Source organism: Streptococcus infantis (assembly GCF_021497965.1).
Classification (GTDB): Bacteria; Bacillota; Bacilli; order Lactobacillales; family Streptococcaceae; genus Streptococcus; species Streptococcus infantis_B.
This window is the reverse complement of the sequence record NZ_CP046525.1, coordinates 46,669-67,934: the sequence shown is the minus strand read 5'-3', so window position 1 is coordinate 67,934 and position 21,266 is coordinate 46,669. Positions and strand designations below refer to the sequence as shown.

General features: G+C 40.0%; 13 protein-coding genes and 1 pseudogene. 2 read left to right on the top strand and 12 right to left on the bottom strand.

The features are described 5' to 3' along the window. Positions 1 to 64 precede the first annotated feature (64 nt). From GOM46_RS00285 to GOM46_RS00275, 3 genes are all read right to left on the bottom strand, one after another. On the bottom strand, positions 65 to 2,710 hold the full coding sequence (locus GOM46_RS00285; protein ID WP_235083621.1) for an alpha-mannosidase: 2,646 nt from the start codon (positions 2,708 to 2,710) through the stop codon (positions 65 to 67). Positions 2,711 to 2,960: 250 nt separating this feature from the next. After that, the gene (locus GOM46_RS00280; protein ID WP_235083620.1) at positions 2,961 to 4,241 is read right to left on the bottom strand and encodes a glycoside hydrolase family 125 protein; all 1,281 of its coding nucleotides are present in this window, start codon (positions 4,239 to 4,241) and stop codon (positions 2,961 to 2,963) included. A gap of 127 nt (positions 4,242 to 4,368) precedes the next feature. Continuing rightward, complete coding sequence (locus GOM46_RS00275; RefSeq protein ID WP_235083619.1) at positions 4,369 to 5,766, bottom strand: hypothetical protein; 1,398 nt, start codon at positions 5,764 to 5,766, stop codon at positions 4,369 to 4,371. A 147-nt stretch (positions 5,767 to 5,913) separates the two neighbouring features. On the opposite strand from GOM46_RS00275, the gene GOM46_RS00270 reads away from it, so the two are divergent. Next, a complete protein-coding gene (locus GOM46_RS00270; protein WP_235083618.1) occupies positions 5,914 to 8,001 on the top strand; it encodes a GH92 family glycosyl hydrolase in 2,088 nt (695 codons plus the stop codon). Between the two features lie 425 nt (positions 8,002 to 8,426). Then, positions 8,427 to 9,875 (top strand): APC family permease, encoded by a 1,449-nt coding sequence (locus tag GOM46_RS00265; protein ID WP_235083617.1) that lies wholly within the window; start codon positions 8,427 to 8,429, stop codon positions 9,873 to 9,875. 117 nt (positions 9,876 to 9,992) lie between these two features. On the opposite strand, the gene polA is transcribed toward GOM46_RS00265, so the two are convergent. From polA to GOM46_RS00220, 9 genes and pseudogenes are all read right to left on the bottom strand, one after another. Next, positions 9,993 to 12,626 carry a DNA polymerase I gene (gene polA, locus GOM46_RS00260; RefSeq protein ID WP_235083616.1) on the bottom strand — a complete coding sequence of 878 codons (2,634 nt, stop codon included), beginning with the start codon at positions 12,624 to 12,626 and terminating at the stop codon, positions 9,993 to 9,995. 64 nt (positions 12,627 to 12,690) lie between these two features. After that, positions 12,691 to 13,811: pseudogene (locus tag GOM46_RS00255) on the bottom strand (SH3 domain-containing protein). 94 nt (positions 13,812 to 13,905) lie between these two features. Then, positions 13,906 to 14,172 (bottom strand): Veg family protein, encoded by a 267-nt coding sequence (locus GOM46_RS00250; RefSeq protein ID WP_006154753.1) that lies wholly within the window; start codon positions 14,170 to 14,172, stop codon positions 13,906 to 13,908. Then, positions 14,169 to 15,527, bottom strand: a complete 1,359-nt coding sequence (gene dnaB, locus GOM46_RS00245; protein WP_235083615.1) for a replicative DNA helicase — start codon at positions 15,525 to 15,527, stop codon at positions 14,169 to 14,171. Before dnaB ends, GOM46_RS00250 begins: the two co-directional genes overlap by 4 nt. A gap of 42 nt (positions 15,528 to 15,569) precedes the next feature. Continuing rightward, positions 15,570 to 16,022 carry a 50S ribosomal protein L9 gene (gene rplI, locus GOM46_RS00240; RefSeq protein ID WP_016466507.1) on the bottom strand — a complete coding sequence of 151 codons (453 nt, stop codon included), beginning with the start codon at positions 16,020 to 16,022 and terminating at the stop codon, positions 15,570 to 15,572. Further along, positions 16,019 to 17,992 (bottom strand): DHH family phosphoesterase, encoded by a 1,974-nt coding sequence (locus GOM46_RS00235; protein ID WP_235083614.1) that lies wholly within the window; start codon positions 17,990 to 17,992, stop codon positions 16,019 to 16,021. Before GOM46_RS00235 ends, rplI begins: the two co-directional genes overlap by 4 nt. A 180-nt stretch (positions 17,993 to 18,172) precedes the next feature. Further along, positions 18,173 to 19,111, bottom strand: a complete 939-nt coding sequence (locus GOM46_RS00230) for a DUF561 domain-containing protein (protein ID WP_006150534.1) — start codon at positions 19,109 to 19,111, stop codon at positions 18,173 to 18,175. A gap of 108 nt (positions 19,112 to 19,219) precedes the next feature. After that, entirely contained in the window at positions 19,220 to 20,134 is a 915-nt protein-coding gene (locus GOM46_RS00225; RefSeq protein WP_235083613.1) for an MBL fold metallo-hydrolase, read from the bottom strand. Between the two features lie 4 nt (positions 20,135 to 20,138). After that, entirely contained in the window at positions 20,139 to 21,251 is a 1,113-nt protein-coding gene (locus GOM46_RS00220) for an acyl-CoA dehydrogenase (protein WP_235083612.1), read from the bottom strand. Positions 21,252 to 21,266 lie beyond the last annotated feature (15 nt).

Genomic DNA, 21,266 nt, shown 5'->3' with positions numbered 1-21,266 from the left:
CGAGAAAAGCAGTCGGTTCTTACTCTTTTCGCTCCTCCTTTCTTTTTATGTTATCTTTTTTAAATTAGATTTCTTCTTTTTTGATCAATTCTGTACGAATTTCTTGTGGCGCCAATAGTCCTGAATGAACTGGATATGGTCGTTCCAATAAGTCAAGAATGGTTTGTTGTTTGTCAGACACACGAACATTTTCTTGGCTCATGTTGTAGTAACGAAGGACGTAGCCTTCTTCATTTTCAGCTACCTTAAAGGCTGTTGGACAAACTTGTGGCAAGCTAAGTGCTGGATGGTTGAAGAGACTACCTGTTGCTGCAACGCTACCTTCTTGTTTTGCTACTTGAAGAGCTGTAAATGGCACTTGGAAGGCTTTGGCACGACGGAAGGCTGAGAAACGATCCTGAGCCTGATGGCATTCTACTGCAAACTCAACTTCGATATCGCGCAAGCATTGTGCTTCTGGTGTTGGGAAGTAGCCCCAGTCACCGAGTTCCCCTGAAGCACGAAGAAGTGTCACAGCTATTGTGTCGTCTCCAAGGATTTCGTATTCGTTCAATCCTTTGTTAGATACAGTCACTCCTTTAACATCATCATACAAGCTGACAAAGGTTTGTTGATGTTGTGGATTTTCAGGATTTTCCCAAGAAGCTGCTGGTTTATTTGGTCTTGTCACAACTTCATAGATGCTTTCAGAATCATTGCTTGGGCGAGTATTATGAGTTTTTACCAAGAGACGGATACGGTGGTCTTTGGCTGTATTTGTAAAGCGAGTCATGAAGCGAAGTTGTGGACTATCTACAAAGACAGTCATCTCAGTTTCAAGAGGAATGGTTGTCAACTCTTCTGAACGACCTGCATCCCGTTTCATGAACTCGATGATACCTCTTTGTTCAGCATCCAATTTTTCATCTGCGCTAACTGGAATAGTCAAGTCATGTTTGAGCAAAACCTTAGCATAGCGAGCGTTGTTTTCTAAGACTTCATAGCCTTTCAGTTGAGCGTAGATTGGCTCAGTTCCTTTTGGTTGGAAATAAATGTACTCATTCCCGATATCACCACGGTCCTCGAATTGGATAAAGTCTTCGTAGGCTTCGTTAGTAGTCTTGTCATAGACTGTGATGCCTTCGTCTACACTAAGAGTCACGAATGGTGTATCAATGACTCCATTTTGGAAGATGCCGTCGCTGTGTTCTGCTACCCCTTCCACCAATTGGAAACTTGCCCAAGAAAGTGGTGCAAGATGAACTGGAATCGTCACGCGTACTTGACGAGCAATATAAGGCTGACGGAATTTATCCTTAGGTAAAGTGTAGCCAAAACTTGCTCCCAAATCTTCAATCTTGGCTTCAATGACATGACCATCCAAGTCTTCAACATGGTAATCTGGCAAAGTCAAAGCTGCCATTTTCTTGAAGCCTTCTGTTGGGTGCAATTCCTTGAAATCACAAGTGGCCACATCTACCACAACACTGGCAGTATCAACCTTGTCATGTAATCCAGTGTTGATGACTGTAAAGAGGTGATCACTTTGCGCTTCCTGAGTTGCTATTTTGTGTTTCCATTCATTGAGAAGGTTTGTTTTGACAAAGTTCCCAACTTGGTTGACCTTGGCAAAGCGAGTTTCCATTTCACGGTGAACCTCGTCAATACTACAACCACAGATACTATCGTGTGGGGCATTCTGCAAGAGCGTTTTCCAAGCATAGGTCAATTGATCCTTGTGGTTATGCCCACCAGTGATGATGGTTAATGGTTCTACTACTTGCTCAAGTAAGTTACTATTTTCCTGGAAGGCTTGTTTGAGATAAACACGTGAAGAAGAGGTATTGGCAAGGGTATACCAGCCATCCGTTTCCTGACTGGTCAATTCACCTGTAACTGTTGATAGGTGTTCAGGAAGTGCACTTTCGACAGCTTGAACGTATTCATCAAAGGAGCTATGAATAAAAGTCACGTCAGGGAAAAGTTCGTTTGCCACACGAATAGCTTCACTCAAGTTTCGTTGAACTGGTTGGTGGTCACAGCCGTTCATCATCAACCATTGGTTGGTGGAGGCATAGTCACGAACATCTGCCAATTTTTGTTTCCAGAAAGCTAAAGCTTCGTCTTTATCTACCGGAATTTCGTTCCCGTTACTGTACCAGTTAGCAAAGAGAATACCGAGTACACGGCTACCGTCTGCACCTTGCCAGTACATTTCAGAAAATTGAGAAGTGAATTGCTCATCTTCGAGGACTTGGTTGTCAAATCCGATTGGTTTCACCCCGCGTCCAAAGGCTGCTACGTGAATACCTGATTTTTGAAGGATTTGAGGTGCTTGTCCCATATTTCCAAAGGTATCTGGGAAGTAACCAATCTGCGTAGATTTGCCCCATTTTGCACATTCAGCTTGACCAATCAAGGTATTGCGGACATTGGCTTCACTGGAGATCAAGTAATCATCCTGCAAGATATAGAAAGGCCCAATCTTCAATTTGCCTTCGTCGATATAACGCTGCACCTTATCACGGTTTTCAGGACGAATTTCTAAATAGTCATCGAGGACGATGGTTTGTCCATCCAAGTGGAAGCTCTTGAATTCAGGGTCATTTTCAAAAAGATCAAACAGATTGTCAAAAAGTTCCACCAATTGCATACGGTGACTTTCAAAAGGTAGATACCACTCACGATCCCAGTGGCTGTGAGAGATGATATGTACAACAACATTTTCCATGAAGTAAAACCTCATTCTAAATTTAAATTTTTATTGTTAACGTTTTAAATGTAAATTTGTGATTCTTTCCAAGAATCAGTGAAGCTAAAGCGTGCTCCTTATACTCAATGAAAATCAAAGAGCAAACTAGGAAGCTAGCCGCAGGTTGCTCAAAGCACTGCTTTGAGGTTGTAGATAGAACTGACGAAGTCAGTAACATATATACGGCAAGGCGAAGCTGACGTGGTTTAAATTTGATTTTCGAAGAGTATTAGCGAATATCCAAGTAATCCAAGACTAATTCGCAGAACATCATGTTGGCCCACGAGAACCATTCACGAGAGTAGAGAGTCGGATCGTCTACGTGGAAGCTTTCATGCATGACACCCGTTCCACCATCACAGGCAACTAGTTGGTCCAGCAAGAATTTTTTCTCAGCTTTGTCAGTAGTTGTCAATCCTTGGATAGAAAGGGCAATCGGCCAGATATAGCGGTAGAAGGTATGAGAACTTCCAAGTCCACTTGCGTACTCTCCTTGGTAGAAGTATGGATTTTCAGGGCTCAGGATAGTGCGACGAGTGGCTTGATACACTTCATCATTGACATCACAGTAACCAATATATGGAGCAGCCAACAAACTTGGCACGTTAGGATCATCCATGATGCTAGCATTTCCTAGACCGTCTACCTCAAAGGCATAGATTTTCTCGCCCTTGCTGTTTGTAGTGTAGGCGTAATTTTCGATTCCTTCTTGAATCTCAGTTTGGAGGCGTTTGGCATCTGCAATGATACTCTCACTATCGGCTAGAGTCAATTCTGCAAAGATTTCTTGGACATAACCCAAGACAACCACTGCAAACATATTCGACGGAATTAAGTAGCTATACTGACAGCAATCATCACTTGGACGAAAGGCTGACCAGGTCATACCTGTCACAGCAAAGTCAGGTCCAAATCCGTCATTTACCAAGGTATCTTCCTTGCGATCAGTGTCACGAACGAAGCGATAAGGTGAGTTGTTATGGTCTTGTTCCACTGTCCAGAGATGAAGGATTTCCTTGGTCGCTGTGACAAAAGTTTCATCAAACTGGCTAGTCTCACCAGTTTCTTTCCACAGAAGATAAGCCAATTGCAAAGGGTAGCAAAGCGAATCAACTTCATACTTGCGCTCCCAAATCCAGCCATTCAAATCGGTGTGGTCGGTCTCGTGATGCCCTTTCCAGTTCTCCTCAATATTGAAAGAGTTGGCATAGGGATCCTTGAGGATCAAGGTCATCTGGCGTTTGACCAAACCAGCGATGGTCTGACGCAAACGAGGGTCTCTTTTAGCCACATGAAGATAAGGTCTAAGCTGAGCAGTTGAGTCACGAAGCCACATAGCTGGGATATCTCCAGTCAATACAAAAGTTGAGCCGTCGTCTAAGATTTTAACTGTATTGTCTAAAGTGTCTGTGTAGCAACGTTCAAAGACATCCACCCATTCCGGATGATCTTTAGCACGCTCCGCTACCTCATCTAGCCACTCTCTGACAATTTCTTTTGAATAAACCATAAACTGTTTTGCCTCTTTCAAACAAATATTCATTTTCAGTATAAGAAAAAATAGGTCCAAAAGATATACACAAACTAAAGTCGTTTTGAAACAAACTTATGAAAAAAAGTTGGGCAAGCCCAACTTTTTATTCACTTTTCTTATTGTCTTTTTTATTATCGAATTCTTTATATCCGTTCGTCAACAATTCTGATTTCAAACCTTCATAATCTTCAGTTCCCCAACTGTCAGATACTTTCGAAGCCGTATTAAGATCCAAGTTTCCGTCCTTCAATAGGAAGGCATCATAGCCGAAGTATTTGTAGCGGACAGTTGTTGAGTTTGAAAATCCAGAGCTTGTCTTTGTTACTTTGTAGACAGTGATTAAGGAGATTTTCGCACTTGAATTTTTGTCTTCGCCAGGAATCACTTTCAAGTAGCTTCCTTGTGACTCTAAAGTATACGTAGTATATGAATCATTCTTGTGTTCTGACTTGCTGTAGTCTTCATTCTTCTTCAACAAATCAGCAAAGTTCTTCACATCTTTCAAGTCTTTAAGTCCTTCGACAGTCACTTCGACAGTCTTAGAATCTACCATTTTACCAGATGATTTCAAAGAATTAATATAAGCATCATTCACTTTCAAAGTAACTTTATCGCCGTTTTTCAAATTCTTTGGACGTTCACCATTTTCAAAATCGAAGTAAGTTTCATTCTTAGAATTTTTAGCGATTGAAACAGTACCATAGCCGTTAAGTCCAGCGAATGTTACAGGTGTTTCTGTCAACAAATCAGAAGCTGAAACTTTTTCATATTCTTTAAGATTTTCAACTTTGAAGGTTTTCTTTTCAGCCTTAACCGGTGCACTCTTTGAAGTGGTCACAACGCTGAAAGTAACCTCATCTCCATTTTTTAGGTCACTTGTTTTATCAAAGCTAAATTGGACACTTCTAATCAAAGCATCTGCCTTGCCATATTTTGATGCTAGTTTTGGATCTCTAGTGACTTCTGAAAAAGTAACTGGGTCTTTTTGTGCCAAACCTGCTGCTTGTTTGGAGCTAAATCCAGCTTTTTTATAAGCTATTTCTTGAAGTTTAGCTGTGACTTCATCACTGTTGTATGTCAATGTTCCAGATTCTTCGTATCCTGAAAATTGTACCTGAACAACATCTAGCAAGCTCTTTGGTTGAGAATCATATACCTTGAAACCAACAAGTGCAACAATCAGTACAGCAACTGCTGCAAGAACACCGATAACAGCAATTTTTCTCTTTTGGAATAAATCTTTTGCTTTTTCCACAAGTTCATTTACATCAAAACCTTTAGTAGCTGTAGGTGTAGCCACTGCCTCTTTTGCCGGCTCCTCAGCTACAGGATCAGACGCTTCCGTAGAAGATGAGGCTTCTTCTTTCTCAACAGTAGGTTCTGCTGTTTCTGAGGTTGGTGTTTCTTCCTCTTTTACAACCTCTTCTACTGATTCTGCAGATTGCAACTCCTCTTTTTCTACTAACTCTTCATTAGTAGAGTGTTCATCAATATTACTCATAATAATCTCCTTTCTTACCCTCATTCTAGCAAAAAAGCTCATATTTGTAAATTTTAAATATATATTTATACACTATTTCAACTTTTAGATGTCTTTCTTTATTTTTGTGTTATACTGAATACAAAAGTCCTACAGAAGGAAATCACTATGCAACCTCTACTTGAAACCATTGATACACGTTTTGGAACAGCTAGTAAACATGCATTTTCACGAGGAAATACCCTACCTTACACAGGAGTTCCTTTCGGCATGAATTATTATGTTCCTCAAACCAGTGATCAAGAAGGATCCTGGTTCTTTGATCCCCATCTTCCTATCTTTCAGGGTATTCGACTAACTCACCAGCCTAGCCCTTGGATTGGCGACTATTCTTGGCTCTTGCTGACACCAGTAACAGGAGAAATCAGCGGCGACTCGCTCTTCCATCGTCAGTCTTCCTATAACTTGGAGCGTGCCATTTTCAATCCCCATTATCTCAAGATTTTTTCAGAGCGTTTCCAGATTGAAACGCAGCTAAGTCCTACTTGCTATGGAGCTTCTATTCAACTAAGACAAACACAAGGCAAGAACCTCTCACTCTATCTGCACGCGATTGATGATTTAACAGTGAAACAAGTGGATGAACGTACTCTAAGCCTTGAACAAAGTGGACTAACAGAAACAAATAAGAGTCCCCTAGTCATGTTCACTGCCCTCACATTTTCAGTAGAAATCTTATCTATCAAGCAAGAGGGACAGGACTGGCGTATTGATTTGGCTGGAGCGGAAGCTCAGGTTCAACTAGCGACTTCCTTTATTTCCAAAGAACAAGCCCTCTTAAATCTTCCTAAACAAGATTTTGAAGACACGCAAACAAACGCCAAAGCGAGTTGGGAAGATCTTCTAGGTCATTTTGATGTCGTGGAAACTGGGCCAGTAGATCGAACATTTTTTGACCACTGCCTCTACAGACTTTTCCTCTTCCCGCAAACCTTTTATGAGGTAAATGAGCAAGGCGAAAACATCCATATGGATCTAGCTTCAGGAACTATCAAGCCTGGTCTACTCTTTACCAACAATGGCTTTTGGGATACCTTCCGTACTTCATTCCCACTCTTTGCCTTGATTATTCCAGAGCGCTATCGTCAGTTTCTAGAAGGCTTCCTCAATAGCTATCGTGACACCGGATACCTCCCTAAGTGGCTTGCACCTGACGAAAGAGGAATGATGCCTGGCACCTTGATTGATGGTTTGATAGCTGATAGTGCTAGTAAAGACATGGCACCTGAACTTGAAGAGGAATTTCTCAAAGCTATGCTTGAAACTGCGACTAAGGCTGATTCAAAAGCTATCAACGGAAGACACGGTCTAAGCCAATACCAAGAGCTAGGCTACCTATCCACAGACTTCCATGAAAGTGTCAGCCACACACTGGACTATGCTTACAGTGATTTTTGCATCTCTACTTGTGCAGCAAGATTAGGTCAAGAAGAGCTAGCCCAGACTTATGCTCAATATGCTAAGAATTATCAGAACCTCTTTGACTCTGAAACAGGCTACATGAGGGCGCGTGATGTAGATGGAAACTTCCGTCCTGACTTTTCTCCTTATAGTTGGGGACGGGACTACGCCGAATGCTCAGCTATTCAGGCCAGTCTCGGTGTCTTACATGACATTTCTGGGCTGAGCCAACTAATGGGTGGAAAAGAAGCCTTTAGCGACTATCTCTTAAAAGCTTGCCAAAGTTTACCTCTCTTTGAAACGACAGGTTATGGCTGTGAAATCCATGAGATGAGCGAAATGGCAACAGCGCCATTTGGTCAACTAGCCATTTCAAACCAACCAAGCTTCCACATCCCTTATCTATTCCGTTACAGTAATTATCCTCAGTACACCAGTCTCTTAATCAAAACTCTCCGTCAAAAAGCCTTTCGAGCTGGCTGGGATGCCTATCCAGGTGATGAGGATAACGGGAGCCTCTCTGCTTGGTATGTCTGGTCTGCTCTTGGGCTTTATCCAACCTGTCCAGGTAAAGCGTCTTACGACCTTGGGATTCCACTCTTTGATCACCTGCGTGTCTATCTGGCAGAAAAAAAACAGTGGTTGGATATTCACGCGCATCAAAACCATGAACATTTCCACTTTGTACAAGACTGTCAATTGGACGGGAAAGAAAAACAAACCATCAGTCATCAGGAACTGCTTAATGCTCAAACCCTTGACTTTACTCTCAGTTGGCTACCAAACCATCAATAAACTAAGCCCCTTTGTCACGCGCAAAGGGGTTTCCTATTCATACAAAGTTATCCACAAGTTGTGAATAACCTTCAAACTTTCTTCGGAAAATATTTTCAAGATTTTCCAAAATATCTTTCCAATTCCATTCTCTATGATTTAGAATAGAAAACAGCCAACAAACTGTGCTACATCAAGCATTATACTGGTTTTTTATCTGATGTTACTCCTCAATTTCTTCTATTTCTCCCGAACCAAAACTATTAAAATATTTCGAATCTGTAGGTATTGACTTTTCCACAAATTGTGGATAACCTTTTTCTCAACCAACAAAACCTTCCTCCGATCTGTTAGCTAGGTTTTACTTTTTTTATAGTAAATTTCAAATTTTGTTAGGCGCTTTCAAAAAAACATGATATACTGAAATTATCAGAAAAGGAGACATTATGAAAAAAGATCAACACCAACTTAATTGGCTGATGGTTTCTCTGATTGCCTTCAACATGGTTTGGGGGCTAGGAAACGTCGTCAACAACTATTCTCAACAGGGAATTTCTGTCGTCGTATCTTGGGTTTTAATCCTCACACTCTATTTTATCCCTTATTCCCTCATTGTCGGACAACTAGGCTCTACCTTTAAGGAAAGCGGAAGTGGTGTTAGTGACTGGGTTGAAAAAACATCAACCAAACGTCTCGCCTACTTTGCTGCTTGGACTTACTGGGTTGTTCACATTCCTTACCTCGCACAAAAACCACAAGGGATCCTGATTCCGCTTGGATGGGCCTTGCAAGGTAACGGACAATTCCTTAAACAAATCGACATCCACTGGATCGTTATTCTCTGCTTACTTATCTTTGGACTTTTCCTCTACCTTTCTACAAAGGGATTGGCAACTCTAAAAGTCATCGGTAGCTTGGCAGGAAGTGCTATGTTGGTTATGTCTTTACTCTTCGTGCTTTTGGCTGTCGGTCTGCCTTTCATCAAGCCAGATATTCAGTTTGCGACACCACACATGGATCAACTAAGCACCTACATTCCAAACTTTGATTTTTCTTATTTTACAACGATTTCACTACTAGTCTTTGCAGTTGGTGGTTGTGAAAAAATTTCCCCTTATGTGAATCAGACTCGCAATCCTGCAAAAGAATTTCCAAAAGGTATGATTGTCATGGCCATCATGGTCGGTCTCTCTGCTATCCTCGGTTCTGTTGCCATGGGAATGCTATTTGATGGCAATAATATCCCTGAAGACCTCATGCGTAATGGTGCTTATCAAGCCTTCCAAATGTTAGGAAATTATTGGGGCGTTGGAAACCTCTTTGTCGTAATCTATGCTCTTACAAACATGGTCGGACAAATCGCAGCACTTGCCTTCTCTATTGACGCACCATTACAAATCCTACTCAATAACGCTGACGAAAACTACATCCCAAGCTGGCTTCGTAAACGTACTGAAAAAGGTGTCCTCATTAACGGTTACCTCCTTACAGGCGTCCTCGTTAGCCTTATCATCATCCTTCCAATTTTTGGTATTCAGGAAATTGACGGACTTGTAAAATGGATGACCAACCTCAATTCTATCGTGATGCCGATGCGTTATCTTTGGGTATTCCTTGCCTATATGATGCTCAACCGTGCTTGGAAAACATACAAAAATGCTGAATACAAGTTTGTGAATAATCCTAAGCTTGGCTTTGTTATCGGCACTTGGTGCTTCCTCTTCACTGCTTTTGCTTGTATCCTTGGTATGGTTCCAAAAATTAGCTATGCTGAGAATCCAACTGCTTGGCAATTCTCTCTTCTTACAAACATCTTGACCCCAATTATTCTGATTGGATTAGGTGTGATTCTACCAGTACTTGCCAAAAAAGAACAAAAGAAAGACATTAAATAATGCTACTACCAGCTAGATAACATCATTTTTATCTTTGCTTGCAAAATTTTCTCAGCAAAAATCCCCTTTGAACAATACTATTCAAAGGGGATTCCTTTTTGTCTGCTAATTCATTTTTTACTTGGCTTCATACCAAGTCACGCCTTCATTCTCATCAGCAATCAATGGAACACTCAGTTGAATTGCTTCTTCCATGGTTTGTTTGACGAGTTTTTTGATAGCAGCTAATTCTGACTTAGGCACTTCAAGAACAATTTCATCGTGTACTTGTAACAGCATCTTGGTCTGATAACCACCTGCAACTAAGGCTTTATCCAGCTGAATCATAGCGATTTTGAGAATATCTGCAGCCGATCCTTGGATAGGTGAATTGATCGCTGTACGTTCTGCAAAACCACGAATGTTAAAGTTACGTGAATTGATATCTGGCAACTCACGGCGACGTTTGAAGAGGGTCTCTACATAACCCTTATCACGTGCCTCACGTACTACTTCATCCATGTAGTTTTTGATTCCTGGGAAGCGTTCAAAGTAGGTATCAATGTAAGCCTTAGCCTCTTTACGGCTGATGCCCAGATTATTCGATAAACCAAAATCTGAAATTCCGTAGACCACTCCAAAGTTAACAGCCTTGGCATTGCGACGGTCATTTGGAGTTACATCCTCAGGACGTTCAATTCCAAAGACCCGCATAGCTGTTGAGGTATGGATGTCAGCCCCCTCTTGAAAGGCCTTGATTAAGTGCTCATCTTTAGAGATATGGGCTAAAACTCGCAACTCAATCTGTGAGTAGTCCGAGCTGAGAAGGACACTATCCTCCCATTCTGGCACGAAAGCCTTACGGATAAGTCGCCCTTGCTCCAAACGAACAGGAATATTTTGCAAGTTTGGATCCACACTAGACAGACGCCCTGTCTGAGTCAAATCTTGTACATAGCGCGTGTGAATCTTGCCATCAGCTAAAATCCAGTCCTGTAAACCAATCACATAAGTGGATTGAATCTTAGCAATCTGACGGTAATCAAGAATTTTCTTGACAATTGGTGCAATTGGGGCTAAACGCTCCAAGACGTCTACTGCTGTTGAGTAACCTGTCTTGGTTTTCTTAGTATATTCTAGAGGAAGACCTAACTTTTCAAAGAGTAGTTCTCCTAATTGCTTGGGTGAATTGATATTAAACTCTTCACCAGCCAGCTCATAAATTTCTTGCGTCAGTTTTTCAATGACCCGCTCATTTTCAGCTTGCATCTCCATTAAGGTTTCTTTTTTAACCTTAATCCCAGCGATTTCCATCTTAGCAAGGACAAAGGCCAGAGGTTGCTCCATGTCATAGAGGAGGTCTAGTTGCCCGTTTTCACTTAATTTCTCAAGTAAGACAGGCTCCGTCTCAACCAATACAGCAACCTTACGAGCCAAGTGTTCCAAGAATTTCTCTCGCTCTGGGATAGCTTTTTTGACACCTTTACCGTAGAAGGTTTCATCATCGACTAGGTAAGTTTGGCCATAAAGACTAGCAATGGTTGAAATTTCATTGTTCTCTACTGTCGATAGAAGATATTTGGCTAAACGACTGTCAAAAGCAGGGGCCTGCAAAGTCAAACTAAAACGATTTAAGAGAACTTTTGCTTTCTTAAAATCATACACTTTTAGAGGTGTTTTTTCTAGAAAATCTTTAAAAATCGGATTCTGCAGCAGTTCCAACTTATCTGTAGCGTAGAGCTGATCCCCACATGACCATGCAAAACCAATCAATTCATCTGTATGGTAGTTTTCCCCAAAGAGCTCAAAGTGAAAAATGGAGTCGGCGCTAAGCATATCTTCGCTCACTTTATCAACCATAGTAAAGTTCAATGCTTCAGTTTGATTGGTCTGAGAAGCATTCAAGGCCTGTTTCAGTTGTTTGAAGCCCATCTCATCGTAGAATTTACCAAGGTTTTCCACATCTGGACCGCTATAAACCAAATCATCCAGTCCAATCTCAATCGGTGCTTTCGTATCGATAGTTGCTAGTGTTTTAGATAGGAAGGCTTGTTCCTTGTCATTGACAAGATTTTCCTTCATCTTAGAAGCCTTCATACTATCGATATTTTCATAAATCCCTTCAAGTGAGCCATGTTCAAGCAAAAGCTTAATACCTGTCTTTTCACCAATCTTAGTTACGCCAGGGATATTATCCGACTTATCTCCCATGAGAGCCTTAAGATCGATAAATTGAGTTGGTGTGATGCCCATCTTTTCCATGAGATAATCCGGTGTAAATGCCTCAAACTCAGCTACACCTTTCTTGGAAATCTCAACCACCGTATGCTCATCCGTCAACTGAATTAAATCCTTGTCTCCACTGACGATAGTTACATCAAAAGATTCCTTTTCAGCCAAGCGACCCAGGGTACCAATGATATCATCTGCTTCATACTGGGCCAACTCATAATGGCGAATCCCCAGATGGTCTAGCAACTCACGGATAAAAGGAAATTGCTCCCGAAACTCATCCGGAGTCTTGGCACGACCACCCTTATAATCTGCATACATCTCTGTACGGAAAGTCGTCTTCCCCGCATCAAAAGCAACCAAGATATGACTCGGTTGAATACGCTCCAACAGATGATTTAGCATCAGGTGAAAACCGTAGATTGCATTGGTATGAAGTCCATTGTCATTTTTAAAACGATCCAGTTGCTGATAAAGCGCAAAGAATGCTCTGAAAGCAACTGAAGAACCGTCAATTAGTAATAATTTTTTCTTGTCCATACACCCATTATAAAGGAAAGCAGGGAAAAATACCATTGCTAAGAGTTAGATTATAGGAGAAGGCTTATTGAGTTGATTTTTCTACTCGCGCACCGTTACTGTCGACTTGGAAACCATCTATTGTCGTATCTACTGCCAATTCTCCAGATACGTTTACGTAATAATATTTCCCTGAAACCTGGAACCACTGACTAGACTTCATAGCACCTGAGCTTTCGAGGTAATACCAAATGCCCTTATCCTTTAACCATCCCGTCTGCATTTCTCCAGATGATTTCAAGTAGTACCACTTAGATCCGTCTTTTAGCCATCCTGTTCTCATGGCACCACTTGTTTGGAAATAGTACCAACTTCCGTCTATTTTTTTCCAACCAAGAGCCACTTTGTCATTTTCATAGTAGTACCAGATTGTCCCCTGTTTTTCCCATCCATTCTTAGAGGTTGCCGTTTTAATTAACGGGATATAACGTCTATTCCCACTTCGTGACATATAACTAATCCATCTATAACCATCCTTTTCAAGAGTTTGATCATAATGAACACTCATTCCAGGTTCGTAGTAGTCGATGATAGTAGATGTCAATGATGGCTGATTCATAATAGCTGCTTTTTCTGTAAAATAATGTGTTCCACTAGAGGCTAGTACAGATTGATAATTTCCTACACTAGCATTCCCTACATCTTTAAAATGAATGAATCCAGTCATAGAACTTGCTTTTACTGTCCTACGATGATACGTTTCTGTATAGTCGTAATTGTACTCCTCGATTTCAATCATGTCTCCAATCACGTTAGAAACCCAAGCTACATGACCATGCGTTCCCCTCGTGCTCCAAGCAATAGCCCCAATCGCTGGTCTCTGATCTACACGATATCCTTCTTTTGAGCTCGATAGCCCCATTCTTTCGCATGCCCATAAGCAGCTGGTAGTTCAAATCCATTAACACTACTTAATCGAAAAGCTGCAAAAGATGTGCACTGTCTTGAGTATAGGCGCCATTTATCAATATTTTGATTCCCATTTTTATAATAATAGGGATAATCATCTCCACGTGCCTTTGAGCCATTGTTTACCTGATTGGCATGAACAGTTCCTCCACCAAACAAAAAAGCACCTGCTAGCAATAATGATGCTGTACCCACCGTCGTTCTCTTTAGAAAAGTTCCCTTTTTACTATATGTCATTCATTCTCCTTCGAATAGATAAATTTTTGAGGTTAACCTCATTTATATCATTCGAAAGAAAAAGAAAAAAGTGAGAATACTCTCACTTTCAACCTTAATCCAAATAGTGAATCAAATTCTTTTCCGTTAAAATATCTGAATAGGTGAAGGATTCAACATAGACATTGGCCTGTTTGTCCCCTTCAACATTTCCAAATTCAACGATAAAGAGCGATGGATAAACTTCAATGAGTCTTCCTAAGCGATTCTTTTGGCGTTTACGACCATTTTCTAAGGTCATTTCCACGACTTGTCCTTCATGTGCCTTGATTTCCTCTTTGATTTTTTTCATCTTGGCTACATCTGTAAATGCATCTGTCATCTTTGTTCCTCTCTCTTCGAAATGCTTGAAAACTTGTTATACTCTTTTTGGAAAATCAATTCTACCGTTCCACGTGCACCGCTACGGTTTTTCTCGATAATCACTTCTACCTTGTTATTAGGAAGACCTTCCTCTTCTTCCCCACCACGCTCGTAATAGTCATCACGATAAAGAAAGGCTACGATATCCGCATCCTGCTCGATAGATCCCGACTCACGAATATCTGATAGCACCGGTCTTTTATCTTGACGTTGTTCAACACTACGTGACAACTGACTTAGCGCGATAACGGGAACCTTCAATTCCTTGGCCAGAATTTTCAACTGACGTGATATCTCTGAAACCTCTTGTTGACGATTTTCACGACCAGTCCCTGTAATTAGCTGCAGGTAGTCAATCAAGATCAATCCAAGATTGCCTGTTTCCTGAGCCAATTTTCTGGCGCGTGATCGAATCTCTGTAATTCGGATTCCAGGTGTATCGTCAATATAGATGCTTGCTTTAGCAAGATTCCCCTGAGCAATCGTATATTTGCGCCATTCTTCTTCAGTAAGTTGTCCAGTACGAATAGAGTGAGACTCTACTAGCCCTTCGGCAGCCAACATACGGTCGACCAGACTCTCTGCACCCATCTCGAGAGAGAAAATTGCAACAGTCTTGTCTAGCTTAGTTCCAATGTTTTGAGCAATATTTAAAGCAAAAGCCGTCTTACCAACAGCAGGACGAGCTGCTATAATAATCAACTCTTCCTCGTGTAAACCTGTAGTCATATGATCCAAATCTTGATAACCAGTAGCAATTCCTGTAATATCAGATGTTTGTTGTGAGCGAGTTTCCAAATTTCCAAAGTTTAGGTTTAGGATATCACGAATATTTCTAAACCCACTACGATTGGCATTTTCGCTAACATCAATCAAGCCCTTTTCTGCCTGAGCAATAATTTCATCCACAGGACTAGACGCTTCATAAGCTTGATTGACAGATTCTGTCAACTTAGCAATCAGGCGACGAAGCATAGCCTTCTCTGCTACAATCTTTGCATAGTATTCAGCGTTTGCAGAGGTTGGTACAGAGTTGATAATCTCAACAAGGTAGGACAACCCACCAATATTTTGCAAATCACCTTGATCATCTAAGATCGTGCGAACAGTCGTTGCATCAATGGCTTCGCCACGATCTGACAAGTCAACCATGGCCTGAAAAATCAAACGGTGAGCATACTTAAAGAAGTCTCGAGAGTCTATATATTCTCGAACAAACACGAGTTTACTCTCATCGATAAATATAGCTCCCAATACAGATTGTTCTGCCAAGATATCCTGGGGCTGAACTCGTAGTTCCTCTACTTCTGCCATCAGATTTCCCTTCCTTTTACAACATAATTACTCAAATCTAGATTAGCCTTCTTTTACACGAAGATTGATGACGCCAGTTACATCCTGATAAATTTTTACAGGAACATCAATCAAGCCAACCGCACGAATTGGAGATTGGACTTGAATATGGCGTTTATCAATTTTAATTCCAAATTGTTTTTGAAGCTCTTCCGCAATTTTCTTGCTAGTAATTGAACCAAAAGTTCTTCCATCTGGACCAACTTTTTCAACAAACTCAACAATTGTTTCTTCAGCTTCAAGTTTTGCCTTAATTTCTTGTGCTTCTGCAAGAAGTTGAGCATGTGCTTTTTCTTCAGATTTTTGCTTACCACGCAACTCGCCAATTGCTTGAGAAGTCGCTTCTTTAGCAAGGTTTTTCTTAATCAAAAAGTTTTGCGCATAACCTGTTGGCACTTCCTTGATTTCGCCTTTTTTTCCTTTTCCTTTTACATCTGCTAAAAAGATTACTTTCATTCCTCTGTCTCCTTTTCACTAAGTTCATTAGAAATAATGGTTTTCAATTTATCACCTGCTTCTTGCAGACTCATATCTGTAAGTCGAGCAGCTGCCAGGTTGAAGTGGCCTCCGCCACCCAATTCTTCCATAATCCGTTGCACATTAATCTTACTACGACTTCGTGCAGAAATGGAAATATCCCCTTGGCGGTTTTTTGCAATGACAAAACTAGCTTCAATACCTGACATGGCCAGCATCGTATCGGCTGCTTTACTAATCACTACAGTATCATATTCCTTAGTATCCTTGGCCTGAGCGACAAGAATAGAAGGTTGTACAGCCTGTCCTTGTAAGATGAGTTCATTCACCAATCGATACTCTTCAAAGTCAGTCGCCGCAAGTTCCTGAATTACAACACTATCACTTCCACGTGTTCTTAGATAGCTAGCTACGTCAAATGTTCGACTGGTCACACGAGAGGTGAAATTCTTGGTATCTAGCATTATACCACCCATGAGAACACTAGCTTGAATACGACTTAGGCGTGCTTTCTTAGAGTTTTGGAATTGAATCAACTCTGTTACAAGTTCGCTTGCGCTACTTGCTCCACTCTCGATATAGGTGATAACAGCATTTTCCGGGAAATCCTGATCTCGTCTATGGTGGTCGATAACAATCGTTTGCGTGAATAAATCATAAAACTCTTTTGACAAGGTTAAAGCGGTCTTAGAGTGGTCCACCATCACTAGCAAGGAACGATTAGTGACCATTTCCATAGCTTGAGTTAGAGGGATGAGTTTTGTTACTCCCTCATTCTCTAAAAATTGAATGGCTCGATGAATGTCAGGAGACATTTGCTCAGAGTCGTAGACTACATAACTATCATCCAAGACGTTGCTAGAGAACAATTGCATCCCAACCGCAGAACCCAAAGCATCCATGTCTAAGTTTTTATGACCAACAACGAATACACAATCGACACTCTTCAATTTCTCAGAGATTGCCGTCATCATCGCTCTAGTACGTGTTCTTGTCCGCTTGATGGAAGCTGCAGAGCCACCACCAAAATAAATTGGATTCTTCGTTTCATCATTTTCTTTGACAACAACTTGGTCTCCACCACGAACTTCTGCAAGATTGAGATTTGATAAAGCAACTTTACCAATGCCCTCATGATCTCCATCACCGTATGATAAGCCCATACTCATAGTCAATGGTAAATCTCTCTGTTTGGCTTCTTCACGAAAAGTATCAATTACAGAAAATTTATCCTGCATCAATTGTTCTAAAACCGTATAATCAGTAAACAAGTAGAAACGATCCATGGCCACTCTACGAGAGAACATTTGATGTTTTCCAGTAAATTCTGCAACAAAATTCGCAACAAAACTATTAATATGGCTGATATCAGATTCAGATGTTTCATTCTCTAAATCATCATAATTATCTACCGAAATAACACCAATAACAGGACGACTCGTCACCAATTCCACTGTGGCTTCGTACTCTCCAGAAACATCAAAAAAGTAGAGTACACCAGAATTTCTATCTAGATGCACTGCATAACGCTTTTCTCCCACATTGGCATAAATTCCAGGCGAAGATATGGCTGTTTTTATAATTTCTTGAACTTGAGAATGGTCAATTTCTCCATCTTCCGTTGTCAGCATTAACTCTGCATAGGGATTGAACCACTCAATCTCGCTATTTTCCATGTTTAGTTTGACAACTCCCACCGGCATTTGTTCTAAGAGCGAACTTAAACTATCTTCCGCTTGATGATTTACGTACTGGATTTGTTCAATTTCAGTTTTCTGATAAGATTTCTTCTGAAAATAAAATAGCAAAAGAAATGCTACCATTAAGAAAAGTAAACATACTATTGTGACTAGATTATTTTGAAGAAAAACAACCAATACGGTCATGATTATAAAGGAAATCCCAACAAATAAGTAAACAAATAAGGGATTCATTTCATTTTTTTTCATTACAAACCTCTTGCGCATTATTATACCATAAATATAGGCAAAAAGCGAACTTAAGGAAGTTTACAAGGGTATTAGACAAGTGTTTTGTAAAGGTTTTTAAAGAACAAAAGAGGGCGATTAAATCGCCCTCCTATAGATATACTTTTATATTTGCCTTAAGAATCTACTCTGTTGGATAGATTATTCGCCTACTGAAATTTCAACGTGTTTAAGACGTTCTTGTGCTTCTGCCACGATTGTTTCGATGATTTCTTTACATGGTTTAATTTCTTTTACCATACCTGCAATTTGTCCACTCATCATTGAACCGTGTACAGTATCACCTTCGTAAACAGCTTTAGAAAGTGAACCGATAGTAATTTCCTCAAGCTCTTCACGGTTTGTACCTTTTTGTTCTAATTCGATGTAGTGGTCTGTCATTTCATTGCGAATACAACGAACAGGAGCTCCTGCGATACGTCCAGTAACAGCAGTTGCTGTATCATTTGCTGCAAGGACAGCTTCTTTATAAGCGTCAGCAATTGGACATTCGTTTGAAGCCAAGAAGATAGTACCCATTTGTACACCTTGAGCTCCAAGTGTAAAGGCAGCAGCCAATCCACGACCGTCAGCAATACCACCCGCAGCGATGACAGGAATATCAACAGCATCTACAATTTGAGGAATCAAAGCCATAGTGTTAGTGTCACCAATGTGTCCTCCTGCTTCTGAACCTTCAGCAACAACTGCATCAACCCCGAGTTCTTGCATTTTTTGAGCATGTTTTACACTAGCAACTACAGGAATCACTTTAACACCAGCTTCTTTCAAATATGGCATAATATGTTTTGGAGTTCCTGCACCAGTAGTAACAACTGGAACTTTTTCTTCGATAATAACTGTTACAATATCCTTGATATTTTTCATCATTAACATGATGTTAACACCAAAAGGTTTGTCAGTTAATTTTCTCAATTCACGAATTTCTTCGCGAAGTTGTTCTCCTGTCATACCACCAGAGGCAATAATTCCTAGTCCTCCAGCTTCTGAAACAGCAGCAGCAAGTTGATAGTGAGAAATTTGAGCCATAGCTCCTTGGAAAATAGGGTATTTAATTTGCAAAAGTTTAGTAATAGACATATGTTTACTCCTTTATTTTCGGTTCAGTTTTGTTTGAAATTCAACAGGCTATTTTCCTGTATCTATCAAACAAGAGAATTTAGTCATTTGTCTCCTTATACGCAATAATTATAAAAAATCTGGTCTACGATCTTGCTGTTCTGTAAATGGAATCACTGGTGGACGTGAGCGCAAAACATAGTTCACAAATTCTTTACCTTCTTTATCAAATTCTGCAACTGCAAAAAATTGATCATGATAGAAGAAGAATTTATAACCATTTTCAAAGGCTTGCTTAAGCCATTTTTCTTTTGCTGAAATAGACTTCATTGGATAATCATCTACAGCCGGAACCCACAGTGGATTTCGATGAGCGTGTGTTAACATCAAATCACCCATGTGAATCATTGTATCTTCACCTTGTTTAAGTAAAATAATACAGTGACCATTACTATGTCCGCTTGTATGAATCATTTGAATTTCTGGAATGATATCAATCGAATCTGAGAAGGTTGTAACTTGATCTTGAATCGGTTCCCAATTCTCTTTGAGGTAAGTTCCGCGAGTACGATTATTAGGATTTCTCATCTCGTACCATTCTATATCATTGACAATAATCTTTGCATTTGGAAACTTAGAAACAAGATTGCCCTCAGAATTAACGCGTGTTAAACCACCTGAATGGTCATGGTGCATATGTGTCATCAATACATAATCAATCTTCTCTGGAGACAAGCCTAAAAGCTCTAAACTCTCTTCGATTTTACTTTCAGATAAAATTCCTAGATTGCGTCTTTGTTTCTCAGACAATTTTGCCGTATCGAAACTCGCATCCATCAGGTAATTCTTCCCTTTGTATTGAATCAAGATCGGATCTGTCAACTCAGACATCATATTGTCTTCATTTGTTGGATAGTATCGAGACCACACAACTTTTGGAACAGGACCAAATAATGTCCCTGCATCAGTTAATTTATCAGCTCCTCGTAGCCATGTCAATTTCATATCGTGAAATTGATACTCTTGCAACTTGAGTTCTGTCATTTTATTACTCCTTTAGCCACTGGTGTGCTATTCTTTTTCGAATTGAGTCTCCAGATTTCCCGTAACTTTCAATAGTTTTAGCATCTTTTAAATAACGATCAATCGGGCTTTTATCCTGTGCTTGTAGCGGACCTATTAATCTGATAATCTCTTCAGAAATTTCAATAGCTACTTTTGTAGTAAATAATTTAATCTGTGAAACATACAAAGAATCATCTAACATTTGATTTTTATATGAATTGAAATACGCTTCTGCTGCACATAGTTTTGTATATAAATCAGCAAATTGATGTTGATAAATCGTCGCATCAATCAACCTCTTACCAAAACCACGTTTCACCTTTAGAAAAGATAAACCTTTTTCAAAAGCTCCTTCGGAAATTCCAATAGAAACTGCGCTTAAACCTAATTGAAGCTTTCGAACAAAGTCATTTAACTGTTCTTGACCAGCTAAAGTCATCCCTAATAAACTATCCTCTGATAATTCAATATTATCAAAAGTAACTGAACTGATTGGTAAACCTTTTAGTCCTTGTTTAGGGATATCTTCTCCAAAGTAAACACCTGGGTCCTTAGTGTCTACGATAAAAAATCCAAACGACTGTTTCTTTTCATCATTTTCTACTTTGGCAAATATAAAAAGTATATCCGTAAAACGGCAATTTGAAACAATCGATTTCTTACCTGAAAGACGCCATCCATTACTTGTTTTAGTCGCAGTTGTATTCACTAATTCTAGATTTTCGCCAAGATACCCCTCAGAAAAACCTAGACCAGCCAATATCTCTCCTTTAATTAATTTTTCAAGATATAGACTTTTTTGTTTGGGACTACCGTATCGAATAATAGGATAAATCCCATAGCAAGCCTGGGTTAATAAAACTGTCGAAAAAGCAGCAAATTCTTTTGAGATTAAACGAATAAAAGTCATGAATTCTTCGCTTAAAATCGAATTTTCATCCCTTACGATGGATGAAAATATATCAAAAGATTCAATAAACTTATCGAACAATTCTCTTGGAAATTGATTTTTATCTGTTCTATACTCAAAATAGCTTGCAATTAGACTGCTTATCTCTGCATTATACCTTTTAGCAAGGTTATCATTGTAGACCATTACTCTTCACCCCAA

Bases quoted from the DNA above. Each gene is read 5' to 3' on its own strand.
- GOM46_RS00285 (WP_235083621.1), bottom strand. From the start codon at position 2,710: ATGGAAAATGTTGTTGTACATATCATCTCTCACAGCCACTGGGATCGT.
- GOM46_RS00280 (WP_235083620.1), bottom strand. From the start codon at position 4,241: ATGGTTTATTCAAAAGAAATTGTCAGAGAGTGGCTAGATGAGGTAGCG.
- GOM46_RS00275 (WP_235083619.1), bottom strand. From the start codon at position 5,766: ATGAGTAATATTGATGAACACTCTACTAATGAAGAGTTAGTAGAAAAA.
- GOM46_RS00270 (WP_235083618.1), top strand. From the start codon at position 5,914: ATGCAACCTCTACTTGAAACCATTGATACACGTTTTGGAACAGCTAGT.
- GOM46_RS00265 (WP_235083617.1), top strand. From the start codon at position 8,427: ATGAAAAAAGATCAACACCAACTTAATTGGCTGATGGTTTCTCTGATT.
- polA (WP_235083616.1), bottom strand. From the start codon at position 12,626: ATGGACAAGAAAAAATTATTACTAATTGACGGTTCTTCAGTTGCTTTC.
- GOM46_RS00250 (WP_006154753.1), bottom strand. From the start codon at position 14,172: ATGACAGATGCATTTACAGATGTAGCCAAGATGAAAAAAATCAAAGAG.
- dnaB (WP_235083615.1), bottom strand. From the start codon at position 15,527: ATGGCAGAAGTAGAGGAACTACGAGTTCAGCCCCAGGATATCTTGGCA.
- rplI (WP_016466507.1), bottom strand. From the start codon at position 16,022: ATGAAAGTAATCTTTTTAGCAGATGTAAAAGGAAAAGGAAAAAAAGGC.
- GOM46_RS00235 (WP_235083614.1), bottom strand. From the start codon at position 17,992: ATGAAAAAAAATGAAATGAATCCCTTATTTGTTTACTTATTTGTTGGG.
- GOM46_RS00230 (WP_006150534.1), bottom strand. From the start codon at position 19,111: ATGTCTATTACTAAACTTTTGCAAATTAAATACCCTATTTTCCAAGGA.
- GOM46_RS00225 (WP_235083613.1), bottom strand. From the start codon at position 20,134: ATGACAGAACTCAAGTTGCAAGAGTATCAATTTCACGATATGAAATTG.
- GOM46_RS00220 (WP_235083612.1), bottom strand. From the start codon at position 21,251: ATGGTCTACAATGATAACCTTGCTAAAAGGTATAATGCAGAGATAAGC.